Origin of the sequence: Paenibacillus sp. FSL R10-2734, from assembly GCF_037963865.1 — a bacterium.
Classification (GTDB): Bacteria; Bacillota; Bacilli; order Paenibacillales; family Paenibacillaceae; genus Paenibacillus_AQ.
This window is the reverse complement of the sequence record NZ_CP150170.1, coordinates 734,769-754,897: the sequence shown is the minus strand read 5'-3', so window position 1 is coordinate 754,897 and position 20,129 is coordinate 734,769. Positions and strand designations below refer to the sequence as shown.

The 20,129-nt window shown below is 41.9% G+C and carries 17 protein-coding genes and 1 pseudogene; 7 read left to right on the top strand and 11 right to left on the bottom strand.

Annotation, left to right across the window (positions count from 1 at the left end):
* Nucleotides 1-132: 132 nt before the first annotated feature.
* The 5 genes from NSS67_RS03470 to NSS67_RS03450 all read right to left on the bottom strand — a co-directional run bounded on the left by NSS67_RS03470 (nucleotide 133) and on the right by NSS67_RS03450 (nucleotide 6,301).
* Nucleotides 133-933 (bottom strand): response regulator, encoded by an 801-nt coding sequence (locus tag NSS67_RS03470; RefSeq protein WP_339318322.1) that lies wholly within the window; start codon nucleotides 931-933, stop codon nucleotides 133-135.
* 154 nt (nucleotides 934-1,087) lie between these two features.
* A complete protein-coding gene (locus NSS67_RS03465) occupies nucleotides 1,088-3,208 on the bottom strand; it encodes an alpha-N-acetylglucosaminidase (RefSeq protein ID WP_339318321.1) in 2,121 nt (706 codons plus the stop codon).
* 16 nt (nucleotides 3,209-3,224) lie between these two features.
* Nucleotides 3,225-4,064, bottom strand: coding sequence for a carbohydrate ABC transporter permease (locus NSS67_RS03460; RefSeq protein ID WP_339318320.1), 840 nt, complete (start codon nucleotides 4,062-4,064; stop codon nucleotides 3,225-3,227).
* Entirely contained in the window at nucleotides 4,061-4,957 is an 897-nt protein-coding gene (locus NSS67_RS03455; protein WP_339318319.1) for a sugar ABC transporter permease, read from the bottom strand. Before NSS67_RS03455 ends, NSS67_RS03460 begins: the two co-directional genes overlap by 4 nt.
* 66 nt (nucleotides 4,958-5,023) lie before the next feature.
* On the bottom strand, nucleotides 5,024-6,301 hold the full coding sequence (locus NSS67_RS03450) for an extracellular solute-binding protein (RefSeq protein WP_339318318.1): 1,278 nt from the start codon (nucleotides 6,299-6,301) through the stop codon (nucleotides 5,024-5,026).
* Between the two features lie 281 nt (nucleotides 6,302-6,582).
* Between NSS67_RS03450 and guaC the strand changes: the two genes are divergently transcribed.
* Together guaC and NSS67_RS03440 are read left to right on the top strand one after the other, a co-directional pair.
* A complete protein-coding gene (guaC, locus tag NSS67_RS03445) occupies nucleotides 6,583-7,566 on the top strand; it encodes a GMP reductase (protein ID WP_339318317.1) in 984 nt (327 codons plus the stop codon).
* Nucleotides 7,567-7,793: 227 nt separating this feature from the next.
* The gene (locus NSS67_RS03440; protein ID WP_339318316.1) at nucleotides 7,794-8,684 is read left to right on the top strand and encodes a diacylglycerol kinase family protein; all 891 of its coding nucleotides are present in this window, start codon (nucleotides 7,794-7,796) and stop codon (nucleotides 8,682-8,684) included.
* Between the two features lie 98 nt (nucleotides 8,685-8,782).
* Here the strand turns inward: NSS67_RS03440 and NSS67_RS03435 are convergent, their stop codons facing one another.
* From NSS67_RS03435 to NSS67_RS03425, 3 genes are all read right to left on the bottom strand, one after another.
* Complete coding sequence (locus NSS67_RS03435) at nucleotides 8,783-9,964, bottom strand: multidrug effflux MFS transporter (protein WP_339318315.1); 1,182 nt, start codon at nucleotides 9,962-9,964, stop codon at nucleotides 8,783-8,785.
* Between the two features lie 236 nt (nucleotides 9,965-10,200).
* The gene (locus NSS67_RS03430; protein WP_339318314.1) at nucleotides 10,201-10,737 is read right to left on the bottom strand and encodes a DUF2798 domain-containing protein; all 537 of its coding nucleotides are present in this window, start codon (nucleotides 10,735-10,737) and stop codon (nucleotides 10,201-10,203) included.
* Nucleotides 10,734-11,300 (bottom strand): TetR/AcrR family transcriptional regulator, encoded by a 567-nt coding sequence (locus NSS67_RS03425; protein ID WP_339318313.1) that lies wholly within the window; start codon nucleotides 11,298-11,300, stop codon nucleotides 10,734-10,736. The genes NSS67_RS03430 and NSS67_RS03425 overlap by 4 nt, the downstream gene beginning before the upstream one ends.
* 412 nt (nucleotides 11,301-11,712) lie before the next feature.
* Between NSS67_RS03425 and NSS67_RS03420 the strand changes: the two genes are divergently transcribed.
* Nucleotides 11,713-12,114 carry a Rid family hydrolase gene (locus NSS67_RS03420; protein WP_339318312.1) on the top strand — a complete coding sequence of 134 codons (402 nt, stop codon included), beginning with the start codon at nucleotides 11,713-11,715 and terminating at the stop codon, nucleotides 12,112-12,114.
* A 138-nt stretch (nucleotides 12,115-12,252) separates the two neighbouring features.
* Here NSS67_RS03420 and NSS67_RS03415 read toward each other — a convergent pair whose 3' ends face one another.
* Nucleotides 12,253-13,665, bottom strand: a complete 1,413-nt coding sequence (locus NSS67_RS03415) for an alanine/glycine:cation symporter family protein (protein ID WP_339318311.1) — start codon at nucleotides 13,663-13,665, stop codon at nucleotides 12,253-12,255.
* A gap of 224 nt (nucleotides 13,666-13,889) precedes the next feature.
* On the opposite strand from NSS67_RS03415, the pseudogene NSS67_RS03410 reads away from it, so the two are divergent.
* The 3 genes and pseudogenes from NSS67_RS03410 to NSS67_RS03400 all read left to right on the top strand — a co-directional run.
* Nucleotides 13,890-15,428: pseudogene (locus NSS67_RS03410) on the top strand (catalase); the annotation flags it as partial.
* 140 nt (nucleotides 15,429-15,568) lie between these two features.
* Nucleotides 15,569-16,555, top strand: a complete 987-nt coding sequence (locus NSS67_RS03405; RefSeq protein ID WP_339318310.1) for an SDR family NAD(P)-dependent oxidoreductase — start codon at nucleotides 15,569-15,571, stop codon at nucleotides 16,553-16,555.
* Nucleotides 16,552-17,658, top strand: coding sequence for an undecaprenyldiphospho-muramoylpentapeptide beta-N-acetylglucosaminyltransferase (locus NSS67_RS03400; protein WP_339318309.1), 1,107 nt, complete (start codon nucleotides 16,552-16,554; stop codon nucleotides 17,656-17,658). Before NSS67_RS03405 ends, NSS67_RS03400 begins: the two co-directional genes overlap by 4 nt.
* 154 nt (nucleotides 17,659-17,812) lie before the next feature.
* Here the strand turns inward: NSS67_RS03400 and NSS67_RS03395 are convergent, their stop codons facing one another.
* Complete coding sequence (locus NSS67_RS03395) at nucleotides 17,813-18,400, bottom strand: NAD(P)H-dependent oxidoreductase (protein ID WP_339318308.1); 588 nt, start codon at nucleotides 18,398-18,400, stop codon at nucleotides 17,813-17,815.
* A gap of 120 nt (nucleotides 18,401-18,520) precedes the next feature.
* Here NSS67_RS03395 and NSS67_RS03390 point away from each other — a divergent pair, with 120 nt between their 5' ends.
* Nucleotides 18,521-18,958 (top strand): MarR family transcriptional regulator, encoded by a 438-nt coding sequence (locus NSS67_RS03390; protein WP_339318307.1) that lies wholly within the window; start codon nucleotides 18,521-18,523, stop codon nucleotides 18,956-18,958.
* A 450-nt stretch (nucleotides 18,959-19,408) separates the two neighbouring features.
* Here the strand turns inward: NSS67_RS03390 and tmk are convergent, their stop codons facing one another.
* Nucleotides 19,409-20,071: a dTMP kinase gene (gene tmk / locus NSS67_RS03385; RefSeq protein WP_339318306.1), complete on the bottom strand. Its 663-nt coding sequence runs from the start codon at nucleotides 20,069-20,071 to the stop codon at nucleotides 19,409-19,411.
* Nucleotides 20,072-20,129: the final 58 nt, after the last annotated feature.

Genomic DNA, 20,129 nt, shown 5'->3' with positions numbered 1-20,129 from the left:
GCTTCAAATAAAATTCGGCTGTCCGGTAAGAATAGATTCCTAATACTAAGATGGGGATAATGATCACAACAAGATAGGAGGCCAATAGTTTGTCTTTGAGCTTTCTATCACGAAAAAACGTCAGGATCGCTCTCACAACGAACGGACCTTTTCCCGATATTGCGTCGGCGTAAGTCCGAAATGCTGTTTAAAGGACACACCAAAATATGAAAAATCCGAATAACCAACCATTTTATAAACATCGTTAATCTTATAGTTGCTTTGATCCAAAAATTCTTTCGCTTTTTCCATACGATACTGGTTGATATATTTCACCACACTTGTGCCCGTTCTTTTCTTAAAAATATGACTAAGATAGCTGCCCGACAGATGGACACTCGCCGCTAAATATTCCAAGCTTAGATCCTGGTTATATTGGCTCTCGATGATACGGATCAATTCGTCTACAGCTCTTTTGCCATATTCATTATCTGCCGAACGGCTTCCATCCGCTTCTGACTTGGAGGGTGCTCCAATGGTTGTATGCGGTTGCAAATCACTGCTATTTCGCTGGGATTTCTCTAACTCACATTGTTCAACGACCTCAGACAGAACGCTGCGTAATGCTTCTGCTTCCACGGGCTTTAACAAATAATGAAGCACTCTGAGTGGAATAGCTACTCTAGCATATTCGAACTCGCTATGCCCGCTGAGAAGTATGATTTTCATAGTAGGGTAGATCTCCCGGGCCGCCTTCACTAACTGCAGCCCATCCATAAAGGGCATTTTAATGTCTGTTAATAAAAGATCAAATTCCTGTTGCTCAATAATCTGCAGCGCTTCCTTGCCGTTTCTGGCCTCGCTGATTTCTAAAGGAAGTTTATATTTAGAGATCAAGTATTTCATGCCATCTCTCTCGTATTTATTGTCATCTGCTATTAGCATTCTGTACATGATAGGACTCCCCTCTATGGCCTAATTTTATCAACTTCATTCTTAAATTCAATGGTTTTCTGAAGCCAAATCACTACAGCCAAGAAATGCGGGAAAAACAGTCCCCCTCGCCACTTTCTGGCTAGAACACTGTTTCCCTTGAAGCTCATTCATTTTAATCTGCTATACCAAACTCTGAAATCGTATTTATGATGCTGCTCACCGCTTCATACAGCGATCCCTTTGGCTCTGTCGCAAATGGCTCATGACCTTGCGTCCATTTGTACTCCCAAGCATACCAATCGATAGGTTCTGGTGTGGTCTGATTAAACATCGCCTTACTAAGGGAAGAGATAAACATTTCCCATCGTGGCAAGTAGAAGCTCTCGATTAGACCAGACCATTCTCTATGAGAATATTCGTGTAGGAGCTGTGATGATTCCTCTGGAGCCCACAATGTGATCAGTGTTCTCGCATTAAATTCGAACAGTGCTTTCTCTTCTTCCGTTCTACCCATACGCTTAGCGTCTTCAAGCCACGGTCCGAGCAAAAATTGTTTATAGGTACGCAGCAGACGTTCCTGCATACGAATCAGCTGTAGAAATTGACCTGATTGTCTTTCAAATGTAACCTGATCCCCTGCCCGATAAGCATCCGTGAAGCGTTTATAATAGACTCGGGACAAATCGGCCAAGGTTTGCCGAGTCACATCCGTAAGATCATACCGATAGGTTTCTGAATCGCTATATTCCTCATAACAGTTGAACAGAGATTTGCAGGCTTGACGCACTTCTTCAAGCTCATAATATACATTGGTCGGTCCCCAGTTAGACACTTTGGTAAGGTCCAAGGACGGACGTGCACATATGAAGGACTCCATCCCACCCTGCTGTATCGTATTACAGTTGTATACACTTTGTCGTAGGAGGTTCCAAGCCTCTTGTGCTGCTGGAACGACTTTACCGTACCGACGTTCGATGTAACCCTCTAGCCATTCCCCAACATCAGTAGCTTCTGAGCGCCAAACGGTGTCCACCAATAGATCGTACATTACGGGATTGGTCTCAATTCCCTCCATGGCCATTCCGATTCCACTCATTCGGCCGGCTTGCGGATTGTTCAGGGTAGTGATGGGATCATGGGCAATTCTGTCTAAGTTGCCGAACATCCCGTTTTTACCACCATAATTTTGAATCATACACCACACCCAAGGAATTCCCTGAAAAGCTTCATTCGTCTCCCAAGTCGGATGTGACTCACACCATAAATCGAGCACCAATGCCTGCTCTGGAAGCACATTCTGTAATATTTCTTTTTTCGGATTGCCCTCCCAAGCCTGAAATACCCACACGGCCTGTGGATCATGACGCAGCATCTCAGTCTGAACGCCAACAGCATACACTGCTAAATCGATTCCCTCCGTATTTCCACCTTCATGGAACGGATCTACACTATAGAAATGAATATCTGTCCCGAATAGCTTTTGCTGTTCCTCGTAGAAAGCAGTAGCCACTGTAGCATACATCGGATCATCTACCAGCAAGAGTGAAGGTCTATCAAAATTACACCATTTGCCTTGATCAATCGGCTGTGAACTAGGGAATTTATCACCGAAACCCCGGGGCACCATACCACTATAGCCCGGCAGCACAGGCGAAATGCCTAAGCTTAACATCCTCTGATGAATGGCATTCGCTAATTTAGCTCGATCTTCAAACCACCATTCGGGCAGCGGACCTCCCCAAGACGTCATATTCTGCATCCACTGCCACGCAAAGAAAGCCGGCCCACATACAAATTTAGAAACCTCTTGTTCCTCATAGCCTATCCGAAGCAGCGTTCTTCTCCACACTTCTTCCTGCCCAATGATGCTAAGTGCCAAGTTAATGCCGTTCATGGCCATCTGATCGATTTCTTGTTCCCAACGCTCCCAATCCCAGAAGGGCATCGAGTAAGAGTAGGTACAATAGTTCAAATAGTACCGATATTTATAAGGAGTCCCGAGCCGTACGGATTCGAGTAGTCCAGGTAATTGTTCAGGCAACTCAAGCTGATTCCCACACCATGATAAATGTGCCTTACAAGTATGCTTTAAATACCAGTGAAAGCCCGATGCTAAAGCTGTTCCGGAGGAGCCTTTGATGACAACCGTGCCACTGTCGCTTACTAATTCAAATACATCCTGACCATTATCCTGCGCTATGGACTCCAAACGAATTTGGGAAGACTTATCGGGCCCGATAACTCTTTCAATCATAGCTAGTACATCCATTGCATCTACACTTTGAAGCATCATAGAATGAATTCTCCTTTTATCCTTTTAGCGCTCCAGCGGCAACGCCCTTAATAATGTATTTTTGCATCGCCAGATAGAAAATCATTAAAGGCGCGACACCCATCAGCAGCATTGGGAAGAGGCTGGTCCAGTCCACTGAGAATTGTCCTACGTTACGGAAGACTTCCAATAGAATAACGTTATTCTCTCTTGATTGTAGGAATAGGAGTGGATTCATAAAGTCGTTCCATACGTTCAACGTGCTTAGGATCACCACAGTTGCTATAACTGGCTTCAATAAGGGGAATGCAATGAGCCAAAATGTTTTGAAAACCGAACAACCGTCTATAAATGCTGCTTCTTCCAGTTCAATCGGAACTGAGCTAAGGAAGAAACTATGAAACAAGAATATTGCAATGATGCTACCCGTACCGATATTTACAACCGTAACGGCAGCTAAGTGATCCATTAAACCAAGCGCATTAATCAATTTATACAGATTTACAAGTCCCATTTGGAAAGGAACCATCATCCCCGCCAAGAAAAAGTAGAACAAGAAGCGATTAAACGCATGATTTCTTCTCGCCAAAGCATACGCCGCCATGGAGGAGAACAGGACAATACCTAACACGGATAGCACCGTAACAATCAACGTATTCATAAATACACGCGGATATTGCATGGTGTTCCATGCCTCCGCATAATTGCCGAAGTTAAAAGTAGTAGGTAATGACAAGGGAAACAGCGTCGCCTGATCTGGCGTCTTAAACGTAGTCACAATCAAATAATAGATCGGTATGAAAGTAATCAAGGCAGCAATAATCATACAAACTTCAAATAAGGGATTACCCCATTTACGTAACCATTTCGTATTCATCGTGTTTGTTCACCCCATTTTTTCAAGAAACTCATCATCACCATCGTAATGATCATCACGGCAATGAAGAATACAACCCCAAAGGCTGCTCCCTTTGCATAAAATCCTTCAGTAAAGACGGTCTTGATATACGCTGTCATAATCGTTTGCGTCGAATTCCCCGGTCCGCCTTCGGTTAGTGCAAAGATAATATCAAATACTTTTAACCCACCGATCATGGCAGTGACCGACACAACGTTAACGGAGGGCTGCATAAGTGGCAAAGTCACTCTCCAGAACTTACCCCAGCTATTTGCGCCATCGATTTCTGCCGCCTCATATAAGTCTTTAGGAATGGATTGCAGATTGGCAAGGAAGATAACCATCACCCACCCTGTCCACTGCCACAATTGCGTTCCGACCACCGAATACAAGGCCAAGTCAGGATTGCCTAAAAAATTGATTTTCGCAAATCCCAGCGCAGTGACCGCCCGGTTAATCAGACCAAAGTCTGAAGTGGACATAATATAGCTCCACAAATAACCGATAATTAATGGGCTAAATACCGCAGGCAAGAAGAACATCGAACGTAAAATATTTTTGGTTTTTAGTTTTCGATCTAGAAATACAGCCAGAATTAAGCCGAGGCTAGTCTGGAATACGGTCATTAGAATGGCGTAGATAATGGAGTTCTTAATCGATATCGTTAGCAGATCACTTTTGAAAATGCCCTTAAAATTATCAAGTCCTACAAACTTCAAATTATCTAATTTCATATTGGAATAGTCGGTAAAACTATAGTAAAATGTCGAGAAAAAGGGATAGACACAAAATAGTACATAAAAGATCAGCACCGGCAGGATCAATATTTGATAATCAAGTTCCCTCTTTAGCAACCTCATTTTCGTATTCATACTATTCAACCTCTCTTGTAAAACACTTGCGGGCAGCGACTAGGCTGCCGCAAGTATTATAGCTCATTATTGTGCTTTACCTTGGATGAGTTCATTGGTCTTTTTATCAATGGCTTGTAGTGCTTCCGCAATCGTCATCTTTCCACTCAACACATATTGAAAGTTCTTACCGTAATCTTCAATTACATTAGATGCGTCGCCCCAGTTGTTCCACGGTGCATATACATTTCCTGCTTTCAACGTTTCACTTACACTGGCGAACTGTTCAGGCATTTCGAATTCAACATCTTTCAAGTAACTACTTCCACCCTTGTTGTCACTCCAGAAAGCTTGTTGCCCTTCAGGCGTTGAAATTAAATCTAGTACCTGCATAATTTCTTCTTGGTGCTTCGACTTACTATTTGCAGCGAAACCTACACCTGGGCCACCAATCAACCAGCCTGCACCCGGCTCAGATCCATAGAAAGGAAACATATCAAATTTCAAATTCGGATTTTTCGTTTGAATAGCTTCTACCGCCCACGGTCCAGACTGCCACATTGCAGCTTTTCCAGTAGCGAATTCATCCAAAGCCTGATCATAATCCACACCGAGCATATCCTCTGTTAAATATCCAAGTTTGATTAATTCCGTCCACTGCTCAAGGGCTGTATTCCAGTTCCCATCAAGCTTTGTCTTACCTTCACCGTACTGTACATCGAAATCTTTATTCTCAGACTTGGACAAGAAATCATTCATTACTAGACCCATGGAGGATTTCATCATAGGCTCCCATGATTTAGCGCCCATCGCCTGAGGTTTGATTCCGTTTTGTTTCAATGTCTCATGGAGCGCTAGCTCTTCGTCAAAGGTTGTAGGGACTTTTAGATTCAACTTTTCAAAAATTTCTTTATTATAGAACATCCCTTCGAACCAGCTGATTCCCGGAAGCGCATATAATTTACCATCTACTGAATATACATTCTTGCCACCGTCGTTATAACGATCAGCCAGTTCAGAAATATCTTTGATGTAGCCGAGCTTTGCATATCTTGATGCCGTATAAGGATTAGTAGAAATAATGTCTGGACCTGCCCCAGCCGTTAGCTGTGTTTCAATAATGTTCTGATATTGCTTGTTATCAATAAATTGATACTCTAGTTCAATATTCGGCAGCTTTTCTTTTACCAGATCAAGAAGGGTCTTAACACTATCCTCTTTGTTCCAGTACGCAATTCTGATTTTCACCTTTTCTTTCTTTTCCCCTTGATTGGCCGCTGGAGCGTTATTCTCATTGCCACAGCCTGCAAGTGTCATCGAGAGTAAAGTGGCGGCGGTGAGAAGTAGAATACTAAATTTCTTCACGGTGAGACCTCCCTGTTCTTTTTCTAATGTAAGAGCTTCCATAACTAAAGTTTAGAGCAGTTCTTAAATTTGCGTTATCTAAATTTCTTTGGTTCGTTATGAATAATCTGCTTTTTTAATATGAATCATTACCCGTCCACCAAACCGCCGTATAATTAAGTCCAATTTACACCATAATGTACTAGAATTTTGACTTCTTGTTCCGAATGCTGTACATTACAAAGTGGACGAACAATCAACAAACCAAAATACTATAATGTTCGCATTTAGAGGTGTATATAATGAAAAAAGTATTCGATTATGAAGATATTCAGTTAATTCCTGCAAAATGTATCGTAAATAGCCGTTCTGAGTGTGATACAACAGTCACATTAGGTGGTCATACTTTTAAATTACCTGTGGTACCCGCAAATATGCAAACCATCATAGATGAGAAGATCGCTAGCTTCTTAGCTGAAAATGGCTACTTCTACATTATGCATCGTTTTGAACCGGAGAAGCGTACGTCTTTCATCAAAGACATGCACTCCCGCGGATTAATCGCATCCATTAGTGTCGGAGTCAAAGAAGAAGAGTACGATTTCGTTGAACAATTAGCTAACGAACAGTTGATTCCAGAATTCATTACGATCGATATTGCCCATGGTCACTCCGAGGCTGTCATTCGAATGATCAAACATATTAAACAGTATTTACCTACTAGTTTCGTTATTGCTGGAAACGTGGGAACGCCTGAAGGTGTTAGAGAATTAGAGAACGCTGGGGCCGATGCTACTAAAGTGGGAATTGGACCAGGGAAAGTATGTATTACGAAGATTAAGACAGGATTCGGAACAGGTGGCTGGCAATTAGCCGCACTACGCTTGTGTGCCAAGGCTGCAAGTAAGCCTATTATCGCTGACGGAGGCATTCGGACACACGGGGATATCGCCAAATCCATTAGATTTGGTGCTTCCATGGTCATGATCGGTTCCCTATTTGCTGGGCATGAAGAATCTCCTGGAGATACCATCGCGATCGATGGAAAGCTGTATAAAGAGTACTTTGGCTCCGCTTCGGAATACCAAAAAGGTGAAAAGAAGAATGTTGAGGGCAAAAAAATAGTTGTCGAACACAAAGGCGCTTTATCAGAAACGTTGAGAGAGATGGAGCAAGATCTTCAGTCCTCAATTTCTTATGCTGGAGGCAACAAATTAGAAGCCATTCGTAAAGTAGATTATGTTATCGTTAAGAATTCCATTTTTAATGGTGATAAGGTCTATTAACAAGCATAAACGCCTTCAACGTCCTTATAAGGACGGCAAGCGTTTAAGCGAGAAATATAAGAAAGTATCGTGTAAAACTTATACTTTCTTATATTTTAAAAAAGAGGTGAGTAAGACGACTTAGGTCGTTCTTGCTCACCTTTTTTTAGGTTGTTATGATTTCCGCTATGCTGCTTTGGGGTAATCATCTAATAGGCTACTAGATTGAATAAGAGAGGATAATCCCTATGCGGCAAGCTATGATTATTATTAACCCCTCATCCGGTAAAGAAGAAGCTGGCGAATATGTCAGATATGCCGAAAGAGTTCTAGCTGATCAAGGATACTTGGTTACGATCAAGGAGACGGCAAAAGAACTAGATGCAACTCGTTATTGTATCACTGCCTGTGAGGAGTGTTACGATCTAGTCGTCTCCATTGGCGGAGATGGCACGCTTCACGAGACCATTAATGGTCTTATGAATCAGAAACAACACCCAAAGTTAGGTGTAGTCCCTTTAGGAACAGTTAATGATTTTGCCCGCGCGTTACAGATTCCATTGAATCCCGAAATAGCCATTCAAACCCTTGCTTCCTCTAACGTAAAGACAGTTGATATTGGTTGCTTGAATGACCGCTTATTCGGAAATGTTGTTGCTGTAGGTTCAATTGCCGGATCATTATCCTCCGTATCCATCGAAGAGAAAACCAAGTTCGGCTCATTTGCATATTTGAAAGAAGGCCTAAAACAACTTACAAGCCCTTCCCCCCACCCTCTTGTCATTCATTATGACGAGAAGACATGGCAAGGCGATTCCCCGCTTTTTCTCGCCGTGTTAACCAACTCCGTTGGCGGATTCGAGAATCTGATACCTGATGCTGCGGTTGACGATGGACTACTTCACTGTTTTATTATTCAAGACCTCAGTATACTCAATACCATTACAGCCAGTATTTCTTTACTACTTGGCAGCCTTAAGGATCATAAAGACGTTGTCTATTTCACGGCCCAAAATGTGACTGTGAGCTCTCCAGAAGCCGTAAGAACCAATGTGGATGGTGAAGAAGGTCCGATTTTACCAATTACGCTAAGTGTTCTCCCTCGTCATATCCAAGTCATTGTACCGGAAGTAGACTAACAAATAAAAAGCAGTCCGGAACTCAAAAAGTTCCAGACTGCCCTTCATTTATGGATACCCCGTTCCATATCTTCTTTTTGCAAATGACTTATAAAATTCTATTCCGTTACAATAAACTTTTTACTTAATAACCACATTCCGCCGCTAATCCCTAAGAAATAGATGGGCATCGTCAGTAATGAACCATTATGCAGGGCGCTCATTCCCCATGTGGCCAAGCTAACCAGCAAATAATACCCCAAGCTGAAGATCGCACCTGCTGTTCCCACAACATCCTGGAAATTAACAAGTGCAAGACTTAGACAATTAGGTAAGGCAATACCGGCTCCCATTAACATGACAAAAAGGGTTATTAGAATGCTTACCATCAACATCATATTCGGCAACGAGACAAGGCTGCTTACGATTGTTAATAGTAAAGCCCCACTGGTCATCACTAGACAGCCGATGTGAATTATTTTTTCTGCGGCATAGAGACTCAATAATCTCTTGGACATCATTGCTCCCACTATCGATGCCAAAGCCACAACAATGCCTAGAAAGCCATATACTCCCGGTGAAATATTAAAGTGTTCAATAAATATAAAGGGTGCTTCCGCATAGTAGCTAAATAAAACTCCATTGATGCCCCCGATCAGTAACCCAAATACCAGTACACGTGGCAATGAGAGCATTCTTTTAACGATAGGTAGAATAGCCACCTTTTTTCTCGCGGAAACATCAGTCGTTTCTGGCAGCTTCCAAAAAGCATACACAAATAACAACACACTCATCATTACTAGTATAAAGAAAACCGCTCGAAAGCCAAAAGCTTGATCCACGAATCCGCCAATAAGAGGCCCTACTGCTGGAGTAAAAGCAATCACAGCCGAGATTTGAGCAAACATGGCATGCCGCTTATTTCCAGATACACTCTCACGAAGAATCGTTTGTGTAATGATCGATCCTGTCGCTGCTCCAAACGCTTGAATGAAACGGCTGACCAGAAGTAGAGTAATGGATTCCGAGTAAAAACACATCAAGCTTCCAATACCATATACAAGGAGGCCACCCAGCATGGCAGGTCTCCGTCCGATGAAATCAGAGAGCCAACCCCAACACAAAACACCTAAAGCAAATCCGATAAAATATATACTTAATGTTAACTGTACAGAACTATTAGAGACCCCAAGTGCCACAGCAATATCCGGCAACGATGGAGTGTAGATCGTCTCACTAATTTGCGGAAAAGCCACAAGAACAATCATTAGCAGTAAAGATGGTGCTGCATATTTTTTCATATTAAATTCGCCCTCCTACAAGCTTATATCCTAGAACAACAAGAATATGAGCCTAGCTAGGGAAATGGGGGCATCATTATGGCAAGACGACTATAGATCATCATGTTCGATATTACCTTTCATGGTTAAGCTTTCTTTGTTATATAGGAGGGTTTCAATTATTCAACTAAAATATCATTATATACGGGAATAGAAAAGCTCTCAAACGAAACACTTCGCCTGAGAGCATATTTATGTTACGAGTTTTGTTCCGATAATCCATGTACAGTTATACCAGCGGCACTGGACTTCTTTTTATCCTGAGAAGCATGTAGCTTTACCATCACAAATCTTGCAAATGGCTGTATCAATATACTTTCTGCGAACAGTGCAATTAGGAAATTTCTTGGCCAATTCGCTAAGAAGTGATTAAACGTTTGAGAACTCAAACCGTTTCCGATAATGTCTCCAACAAACGTCATACACAATGACATTCCTAATACAGTGAACAAGATGCGGAATAGAATTTTGGCGTTGAAGCTATCGGTGGGTTGTGTGAATTTTGCTGTCAGCTTTTCTGCGATACGCCCAATAACAACAGGCTCTATAATCATAACAATGACCCAAATGATCGGAAACACCTTTAGAATCGTTATGGCAACTTCACCATTGAATTCTCCAACCCCTAAGATGATATTTATTGAAGACATAAACAGTACAGTTAATGTACAGATGATTGCGCCGTATAATGCACCCTCTTTGCCGTTTCTCGGTAATCTTGTTTCTAGATTCATGATATTCTTCCTTTCAAAATTGTCGGTAATAGTTTCGCAATAGTCTGTAAAGGTGCTGTAGATTGCTGCGTTTGACACAGCATGATCGCACCCTCAATCGAGGTTGTCATCAATAAAGATATATCAGAAGCTACTTCATTCGAGAAGCCTTCAGTTACAAGCTTCGTGTAGTAAATAGTCTGTATGTTCTCATAAAGTGCGTTACATGCTTGGCGAACAGGTTCACTGGCCGTAGCCATTTCACTGACAATACTGCTAAATGTATAGCCTATAAGCTTGCCTTCGGTTTCTATGTTGTGAATTAGCTTATTAAGCATGGATTGCGTGGCCTCTTGCGTAGAAGAATGCCTTTTGAAAATGTCCTCCATATCTATTGTTATGGCTTCATTTTGGCTCTTTAAACAAGCAATCAATAGTTCTTCCTTTCCATTTGGAAAATGATGATAGAGCGCTCCTTTTGTAACAGCACAAGCTTTTAAAATTTCACTAACACCTACACTCTTGTAACCTTTTTGTTGAAACAGGAGTGTCGCCTTCTCCATCATTAGTGCTTTTGTGTCCATAATAGTATACCTCTCCTAACATACCAACCGGTCTGTTTGTAATTATAACAATATAATATCCGTTAATGTAAGTGTTTTTTGCTTTTTTTCAAAAAAAGCATTGAAATTTTCATAAAATACAGCAAAAAAGTCCCTAGTCATGTTGTACTGGGGGGAGGCAAAGTTGCCGGCTCACGTGGATTAATGATATCATTCTGATGAAGTTATCTTACTTTAAATATGAAGGAGGAATACCTGATGAAAAAGCGATCCCTAAAATATTTGTCTTTTGGTATTGGGTATTCTACTGCTGTTTTTTTCTAGAATTAATGATTGATAGGATAGGTCTGTCAAAAATTAAAACTAAAAAACAGTGGGGATATATAACATGTACATCGTTATGTATTTTCTATTTAAAGGAGACTTCATAAAAATGAACTTAAATAATCATGTGATTACAAGATATAATCCAGAAAATATTGCGAAACCCGTTGGTAACTATAGTCATGTAACAAAAATAAGTAGAAACGCTGAAATGTATGTATTTTCTGGCCAGATTGGAATCGATCAAAACAATAATATCCCTACAGATTTTAATCAACAAGTAACAAATACGATGAGTAATATTATTGAAGTCCTTTCTTCTCAAAAGCTAACTCCTGATAACGTAATCAAAATCAACATTTGGGCCACAGAAGAAATCGATTGGGATCATTTCTATGACATTTGGAATAAAGTATTCGGGATGACACCTCCTTCAATGACCATTGCTTATGTCAAAGGATTAGGTTTACCAGAATTAAAAATTGAGTTAGATGTATGGGCTGCAGGTTAAACTAATTAAGCCGGACTAATCTAAAATACGCTACACAAAACGAGCCTTAGAAGCGATTCTAAAGGCTCGTTTTTCTAATAGCACAACCTTTGCAACAGCAAAAAGAGCTCAGTTTCCTGAGCCCTTGAAATTCAATCTCTATTGTTTTATATCTGAAGAATTGTCCCAACATTCAATGTTCTCCAGCCCTGGAATACTGTCTCTGTAGAAAACAGGATCCTTCCCTTCACGTTTCTGCCGCTTATAATCCTTCAAGGCCGCAAAGGCCACTTTGGATAATAGCAGAATGGCAATTAAATTTACGATAACCATGAAGCCCATAAATAAATCGGCTAAATCCCATACCAATTGAACCTTTGCTACGGAACCAAAAACAATCATCGCCAGAACACTGTATCTATAGAATGTTAATACTTTTTTGTTGGAGTTCAAAAATTCTATATTGGTCTCACCGTAGTAATAATTTCCGATTAACGTGCTGAAGGCAAACAATAAAATCATAATCGCCAATGATCCGGATGCCCATGAACCAATATGCTCGCTTAATGCGGCTTGGGTCAGCTTGATTCCGTCCAGTCCCGGCTGCTTATACGCATCAGACAACAAGATAATAAATGCCGTACTCGAACAAATAAGTAACGTATCTGTGAGCACGCCTAGGGCTTGCATTAGCCCTTGTTTCACCGGATGACTTGTGGTTGCCGTTGCCGCAGCATTCGGCGCACTACCCATACCCGCTTCGTTAGAGAACAAACCACGCTTCACACCCTGTAGAATCACTCCACCCAAAGAACCACCTGCGATTTGTTCAAATCCGAATGCACTTTTCACAATGAGTGCGAAAACTCCTGGGAGTTCCCTAAAATTAATCAGCATAATAATAAGGGCAGCCCCAATGTAGATTCCCGCCATTACCACTACAATATATTCAGACATTCTGGCGATACGCTTAACACCACCGAAAATAACCAGCGCAAAGGCAGCGGCGATTATAAGCCCAAGAATAGCTCGATTCGTACCAAATGAATTTTCAAAGGCCACTGTGACCGTATTTGATTGGACTGCGTTAAACACAAGGCCGAAGGATAACGTGATCAGAACCGCGAATATCGCTCCCATCCAGCGCTTGTTCAGACCTTTCTCCATATAATAGGCAGGACCACCGCGAAATCCGGTCTTATCCTTCACTTTATATACCTGTGCCAAAGTACTTTCAATAAATCCGGATGCTGATCCAATGATGGCAATCACCCACATCCAAAAGATAGCCCCTGGTCCACCTATTGCAATAGCAATTGCGATCCCCGTTATATTACCAGTCCCTACCCTTGCTGCCATACTGATACAGAAGGCTTGGAACGATGAAATGGTATTTTTCGATCTTTCATTGGACCCTTTAAGAACCCTAAACATTTCTTTGAACATACCAAACTGTACAAACTTCGATCGGACCGTGAAATAAAGTCCACAAGCAATAAGAAGGATCACCAATATTTTCGACCACAAAAAGTCATTTGTTACGCTAATCATACTATCTAAAAATTGTTGCATGTATTTCCGCCTCTCCATTCTGTCGATACCAAGTTGCTAACTATAACACATAGTATTTTCAAATATAACAGTCATTATTTCAAATGCCAATAAAAAAAGTAACTTTCATAACATCTCTTGTGAGTAGGTTTCGCATACTTTTCAGAATTATGGTAGAAAATACTATTCATATCTAAAGAAAGGTGGAATTTCGCTGCATGGACAAGGAGCAAGAAGATATGATTTTAACGGATCGACAGGGTCATCCGATTACAGATAATCAGAATATACGAACGGTAGGAAATCGCGGTCCATCGACGCTCGAAAACTACCACTTTATCGAGAAAATATCGCATTTTGATCGAGAACGTATTCCAGAACGTATTGTACATGCTAGGGGTGCAGGAGCTCACGGGTATTTTGAGGCTTATGGAAAAGTAGGCGATGAAGCCATCTCGAAATATACGCGTGCAAAGCTTTTTCAAGAGGCAGGCAAAAAGACACCTGTATTCGTACGCTTTTCTACGGTAGTTCATGGTGTTTACTCTCCGGAGACTTTCCGAGATCCCCGCGGCTTCGCCACAAAGTTCTATACAGAGGATGGCAACTGGGACTTGGTCGGCAACAATCTGAAGATCTTCTTTATCCGTGATCCGCTGAAGTTTCCTGACATGGTGCATGCTTTTAAGCCAGATCCTGTAACCAATCTACAAAACCCGGAGCGGATGTTTGATTTCGTATCGAACTCTCCTGAGGCCACTCATATGATTACCTTCCTATTCTCCCCATGGGGGATTCCAGCCAACTACCGACAAATGCAGGGATCTGGGGTCAATACCTACAAATGGGTGAATGAGAAAGGCGAAGCCGTCTTAATCAAGTACCATTGGGAACCGCTGAAACATGGCATCAAGAATCTAACGCAGCAGGATGCAGAAAATATACAAGCCAAAAACGTCAGTCATGCTACGCAGGACTTATATGAAGCTATTGCGAGCGGGGACTACCCAGAGTGGGAGCTTTGTGTTCAAATCTTGAGTGATGATGAGCATCCGGAGCTCGATTTCGACCCTCTAGATCCTACTAAGCTTTGGGATCATGAACGTTTTCCGTTTCTACCTGTGGGTAAGATGGTTCTAGATCGAAATCCAGATAATTATTTTGCCGAGGTCGAACAGGTCGCTTTCGGAACGGGAGTGCTAGTAGACGGTCTCGATTTCTCGGATGATAAACTGCTGCAAGGCCGTACGTTCTCCTATTCGGATACTCAGCGGCACCGGGTAGGCGCGAACTACATTCAATTGCCGATCAATGCTCCAAAGACAAGGGTAGCGACGAATCAGCGGGATGGGCAAATGACTTATCATGTGGACAAGGCGCCTGAGCAAAACCCACATGTGAATTACGAACCCTCCTCACTTGGCGGGTTAAAGGAAGCCTCCCCTTCTGGCAAAGAGCATCAGCCAATGTATAATGATCGACTTGTTCGCGACAAAATTAGTCGGACAAATGACTTCGGACAAGCTGGAGATACCTATCGCAAATTTGAGGATTGGGAACGAGATGAATTGGTTCATAACTTAGTCGATGCTCTGAAAATATGTGCACCTGTTATTCAGAACAATATGATCGAGCATTTCACAAAGGCTGATTCAGATTACGGTCGTCGAGTGGCTGAAGGTCTTGCTCAAGCCAAAGCCGACCACAAGCATCTAGGCTCATCCGATAATCGAGATGGTGCTGAAATTGCTGAGCAATCAGGAAAACAAACAGATGGCTATTAGAAGTTAAAAGAAAGGTTAAGGGACCTGTTGTACGGGTTCTTTAACCTTTCTTTTAATTTTGGGGGCTTTCGCTTTGCCATATTCACGTAACATACGGATACTATGATTGTTTTGTAGCTAAGATCATAGGAGGAACAACCGTGCAGAATACAACCATATTAATTACTGGGGGAACCGGATCTTGGGGACGACAACTCGTGAAACGATTATTGGAAAGAGACCCTAAAGAAATTCGATTATTTTCCCGCAATGAATCTCTTCAAGTAGAACTACAACAGGAATACCATCATAATCCCAAACTAACGTTTATCATTGGTGATATTCGTGATAAGCATGAAATCATGCAGGCTTGTCATCAGGTAGATTATATCTATCATTTAGCGGCCTTAAAGCATGTGCCGATCTGTGAACAACAGCCAGACAGTGCGATGAAGACTAACGTTCTCGGAACTCAGCATGTGATTCAAGCCGCTATTAAACATGGTGTAAAAAAAGTAATCTATGTCTCGACCGATAAAGCAGCGCATCCATCGAGCACCTACGGAATGACAAAATCACTCGGCGAAAAGCTAATGGTCCATGCCAATCTCAGACAAACCAAAACTCAGTTTGTATGTGTGAGAAGCGGTAACGTACTCGGCTCAACGGGCAGCGTGGTTCCTATTTTTAAACAAAGTATTGCGAATGGGGTAGACATTTCCCTTACAGATGCTAGAATGACTCGTTTTTTCTTAACCATAGATAATGCGATTACTCTACTCCTTAAAGCGACAGAAGAAAGCAGAGGCGGAGAAGTCTTTGTGACCAAGATGCCTGCTTGTAGCATTAAGGATCTTGCCCAAGTCTTAATTGACGACTTATCAACTAGTACAATCCAAATCAAGGAAACGGGGATACGTCCCGGTGAAAGCTTAAGTGAGGCCCTGATTTCGGAATTCGAGAGCACCTCTTCTATTCATCTGGATGATCACTATTATGTGATTCTCCCTCCTTTTCCGATCGAAGGTTTACAAGAAGCCTATGCCACTTGCCCTCCCGTGGACTTCCAAAGCTATGATTCGAACCATGCTCTGATGAGTAAACCTGCGATAAAAGAAATGCTACAACAAGGTGGGTTCCTAGCATGAATACTTCAATCGTATTTACAGGTGGAGGCTCCGCAGGGCATGTATCCGGTAATCTTGTGTTGATTTCTAAATGTCTAGCCGAGGATTGGGACATCCATTATATAGGTTCCGAACAAGGGATTGAGCGCAAGCTTTTGTCTGACTATAAGGAGGAGGTAACCTACCATCCCATTTCCACAGGAAAATTGAGACGTTATTTCGATTGGAACAATGTGACCGATGTGTTCAAGATCATGAAGGGCATCTTTCAATCTTATCGACTTCTACGAACCATCAAGCCAAATGTGATTTTTTCTAAAGGTGGATTTGTTTCTGTACCGGTTGTGATAGGGGCCAAACTCAACAAAGTACCCATAATTATTTATGAACCAGACCTAAATCTTGGACTAGCTAATAAAATCTCACTTCCGTTTGCCACTCATCTGTGTACAAATTTTCTGGTTACTGTAACCAAATCTGCTTCTCTCAAGGCCGTTCATGTGGGACCGCTCTTGAAGGAGCAATTCAATTTAGCGGATAAACAACGCGGTTTAGCTTTTTGCGGATTTACCTCTGCTAGGCCTATTCTTCTTATTATGGGAGGAAGCCAAGGAGCGCACAGCATTAACCAAATGGTGAAAAATGTACTCTCTGAGTTGATAGATAAATTTCAAGTGGTTCATATTTGCGGGGAGGGAAAGGTGGATTACCACCTCTCTATGTCAGGCTACAAATCGTATGAGTTCGTTACAAGCTGCGAGCTGCCGCATTTATTAGCGATGGCCGATGTTGTCGTATCTCGTGCAGGCTCAAACGCTATGATGGAGCTTCTTTCGATGCAAAAACCAATGTTATTGATTCCCCACACGAATGGTGGGAGCCGCTCTGGCCAACTTGCCCAAGCACAATATTTTCAACAAACTGGATTTGCTGAAATGTTACTTGAAGAGGAAATGACCACTCAAAGCTTTGTTCATTCGATTATGAAGCTATATGGGAACCGCTCTACTTACAAAGATAGAATGAAATCTTATGAGAACGGCAGAGGAGCCCATAAAGTAATGAATTTAATCAAGAAAGTAAATGGCGAAGACTTAACAATGATCAAGGCAGGTAAGGTTTAGATGGGAATGAAGCTAGCGAATTGGTTACTCCTCTGCTTTATCGCCGTCGTCTGTATTCTGGTTTATTTCGGACAATCAATGCACAATTAGATAAGAACCCCATCGTTAGCTTGAATCATTCATCGATGGGGTTACTTGATAGATCCATTTCAGACTATTGTGCCACGGATCTAAAATATTTGTAGACCTGACTTAGCTTTTTGTCATGCTTCCCTTTCGGACTCTCCATATTCCCAAACTCGAAAAACTTCACTTTTTTGATGCCGCAATATTGAAACAATGCTTTTCTCATCAGTACTTTATGGGAATTATTTAACCAATATAAAGGATAAAGGGTTGGCCCCTTCATGCTGGAAATACAAACTACCGACTTTCCTTTCAGCAGCCCTTCGGGGATGAGCCCGCCCTTTTCTCTGTAAGCGAAATTAGAGGCAAACATTTGATCAATATATCCGAGCAGCATAGCGGGAGGCCGGCCCCACCAGATCGGATACACAAACACAATCTTGTCGGCCTGACGAATCTGCTCACGATACTTCTCTAGCTTGGGATCGATATGCATGTCTCTTCTGCGTTTATTTTCATTAAAAACCAGCACCGGATCAAACTGCTCTTCATATAGATCAAGCACCTCGATCTTCGTGATCTGAGCATTCTCGTTACTTCCCTGAATGACTTTATTGAAAAAAGCATAACTTAAACTTTTATGATTTGGATGTGTATAGATGACTAAAACGTTCATTGCTCCACCTCTTTAATTATCATTTGATAACAAAATCGTATCACAACCTTTATTTAGTTGTCAAATGATAATTGTATTATGATAATTATTTTGTTAAGGTTTAACTAAGAGGTGATCCTTATGGACAAAGAAGCGTTTTTTCATAAATTTGTGACCTTTACGACGGCAGTCCATGAAGTAACATTCGACTTAACCAAAGATGTTAGACCGGAAGGTATTACACCCGTTCAATATAGTATTCTGGAGTATATTGCGGTCAGCCAGCCTGTTACTCTCAGTCAAATTAGCGATTGCAAGAATATCTCTATGCCGAACACGAGCCGTGAGCTCAAGAAATTGACAGAAAAGAATCTTTGCCAAAAGCTGGATGTCGCAGAAGATCGGCGGAAGCAAATGATTCGGTTGTCTGAAGCTGGACAAGCGATGATGAACAAAGCTTTTGAGCAGATCGGCGAACGTTTCCTGGACCGGATTAAGGATTCTTCCAATGAAGAACTGGAGGAAATCAACCGAGCGCTGGATGTACTTCAGTCTAAGGTGTTCCATAGCGACAAGTGAGTGGATTAAAAAGAAAACAGAGCAGCGATTTTCCGTTATTGGAGAACTGCTGCTCTGTTTTTCGAAGTAGTTAATTTGCTAATTCAAGGCAGATTTTCGGCTAGCTAAAGCCTAACAACTTTGAATCAGCTTCACCTTCAGCTAAGTCGCCGAGTCGCACACGTCCACTAAGGTTTTCGGACCCAGATGACGTTATTCGCATGTTTTTGGTCTTTTATGCGTAGTTTCGGACTCCAGTGCAGCTATTCCTTAAAAAGAGGCTCATATTTGGTGTTTTTTGTGCCAATAGCGGCCATGCGGTCCGATGGCGCTCCAAATATGCGAAAAAACTGCGTTTAAGGTCAGCTGTGTCCGATAGCGACTTCGTCCGCGTAAATGTGATCCAAACAAACGAAATTCTGTGTTTAGATTAGTGGGGTTCCCCAACACCATCAACTTATTGAACTACCTCTACAGCTGTCCAACAATAGCTGCAATCTTGGAAAAGGCAGCATCGATTCCAAGCTCTGTTGAGGATACTACATGCATCTCAAATTGCTGAGCCACAGTCCGGTAGCTTTCGAGGCTCTTCCTTAAATGCTCGCGTTCTACGTAAGAGTCCTCGAAGGTTTTACGCTTCCGTATTCGTTCAATGCTCGTTTCTAAGTCCACATCCATAAGGAATGACAAATGAGGTCGGCGGATGGACGGTAGCAGTTCTACCATCCAAGGTTCTGGGGAATGCCCACGCGCTACCATCGTTGCTAGCATGGTATAAATGTATCTATCGCTTATGACATAGATCCCTTTTTGCATTGCCGGTTCTATGACCTCTTTGAAATGCTGCATCCGATCAGCCAGCATGTACATTTGTAGAGCATTATAGTCTACCAGATGACGTTGCTCCGGTTCATAAACAAAGGTTCTAAAAATAGAAAGCTGCCGCATTTCTGGCGTTGGCTGCATAGTTAATAATACTTCCTTACCCTCGGAACGCAATTTGTCAGCCAACATCTCTATCATGGTAGTTTTCCCCGCACCATCTACACCATCAAACACAATTAATCTACCTGAATATTCTTCTATGGAAATTGGACAAAGTGCAGGAAACACCGAACTCCCCCCTATATTCATAATAGAAAGGCACTCCCGTGTAAGGAATGCCTTATTGAGCGTGCGTTACGCACTTTTA

Excerpts from the sequence above, each read along its gene's own strand:
- NSS67_RS03470 (WP_339318322.1), bottom strand. The coding sequence starts at position 933 with ATGTACAGAATGCTAATAGCAGATGACAATAAATACGAGAGAGATGGC.
- NSS67_RS03465 (WP_339318321.1), bottom strand. The coding sequence starts at position 3,208 with ATGATGCTTCAAAGTGTAGATGCAATGGATGTACTAGCTATGATTGAA.
- NSS67_RS03460 (WP_339318320.1), bottom strand. The coding sequence starts at position 4,064 with ATGAATACGAAATGGTTACGTAAATGGGGTAATCCCTTATTTGAAGTT.
- NSS67_RS03455 (WP_339318319.1), bottom strand. The coding sequence starts at position 4,957 with ATGAATACGAAAATGAGGTTGCTAAAGAGGGAACTTGATTATCAAATA.
- guaC (WP_339318317.1), top strand. The coding sequence starts at position 6,583 with ATGAAAAAAGTATTCGATTATGAAGATATTCAGTTAATTCCTGCAAAA.
- NSS67_RS03440 (WP_339318316.1), top strand. The coding sequence starts at position 7,794 with ATGCGGCAAGCTATGATTATTATTAACCCCTCATCCGGTAAAGAAGAA.
- NSS67_RS03435 (WP_339318315.1), bottom strand. The coding sequence starts at position 9,964 with ATGAAAAAATATGCAGCACCATCTTTACTGCTAATGATTGTTCTTGTG.
- NSS67_RS03430 (WP_339318314.1), bottom strand. The coding sequence starts at position 10,737 with ATGAATCTAGAAACAAGATTACCGAGAAACGGCAAAGAGGGTGCATTA.
- NSS67_RS03425 (WP_339318313.1), bottom strand. The coding sequence starts at position 11,300 with ATGGACACAAAAGCACTAATGATGGAGAAGGCGACACTCCTGTTTCAA.
- NSS67_RS03420 (WP_339318312.1), top strand. The coding sequence starts at position 11,713 with ATGAACTTAAATAATCATGTGATTACAAGATATAATCCAGAAAATATT.
- NSS67_RS03415 (WP_339318311.1), bottom strand. The coding sequence starts at position 13,665 with ATGCAACAATTTTTAGATAGTATGATTAGCGTAACAAATGACTTTTTG.
- NSS67_RS03400 (WP_339318309.1), top strand. The coding sequence starts at position 16,552 with ATGAATACTTCAATCGTATTTACAGGTGGAGGCTCCGCAGGGCATGTA.
- NSS67_RS03395 (WP_339318308.1), bottom strand. The coding sequence starts at position 18,400 with ATGAACGTTTTAGTCATCTATACACATCCAAATCATAAAAGTTTAAGT.
- NSS67_RS03390 (WP_339318307.1), top strand. The coding sequence starts at position 18,521 with ATGGACAAAGAAGCGTTTTTTCATAAATTTGTGACCTTTACGACGGCA.
- tmk (WP_339318306.1), bottom strand. The coding sequence starts at position 20,071 with ATGAATATAGGGGGGAGTTCGGTGTTTCCTGCACTTTGTCCAATTTCC.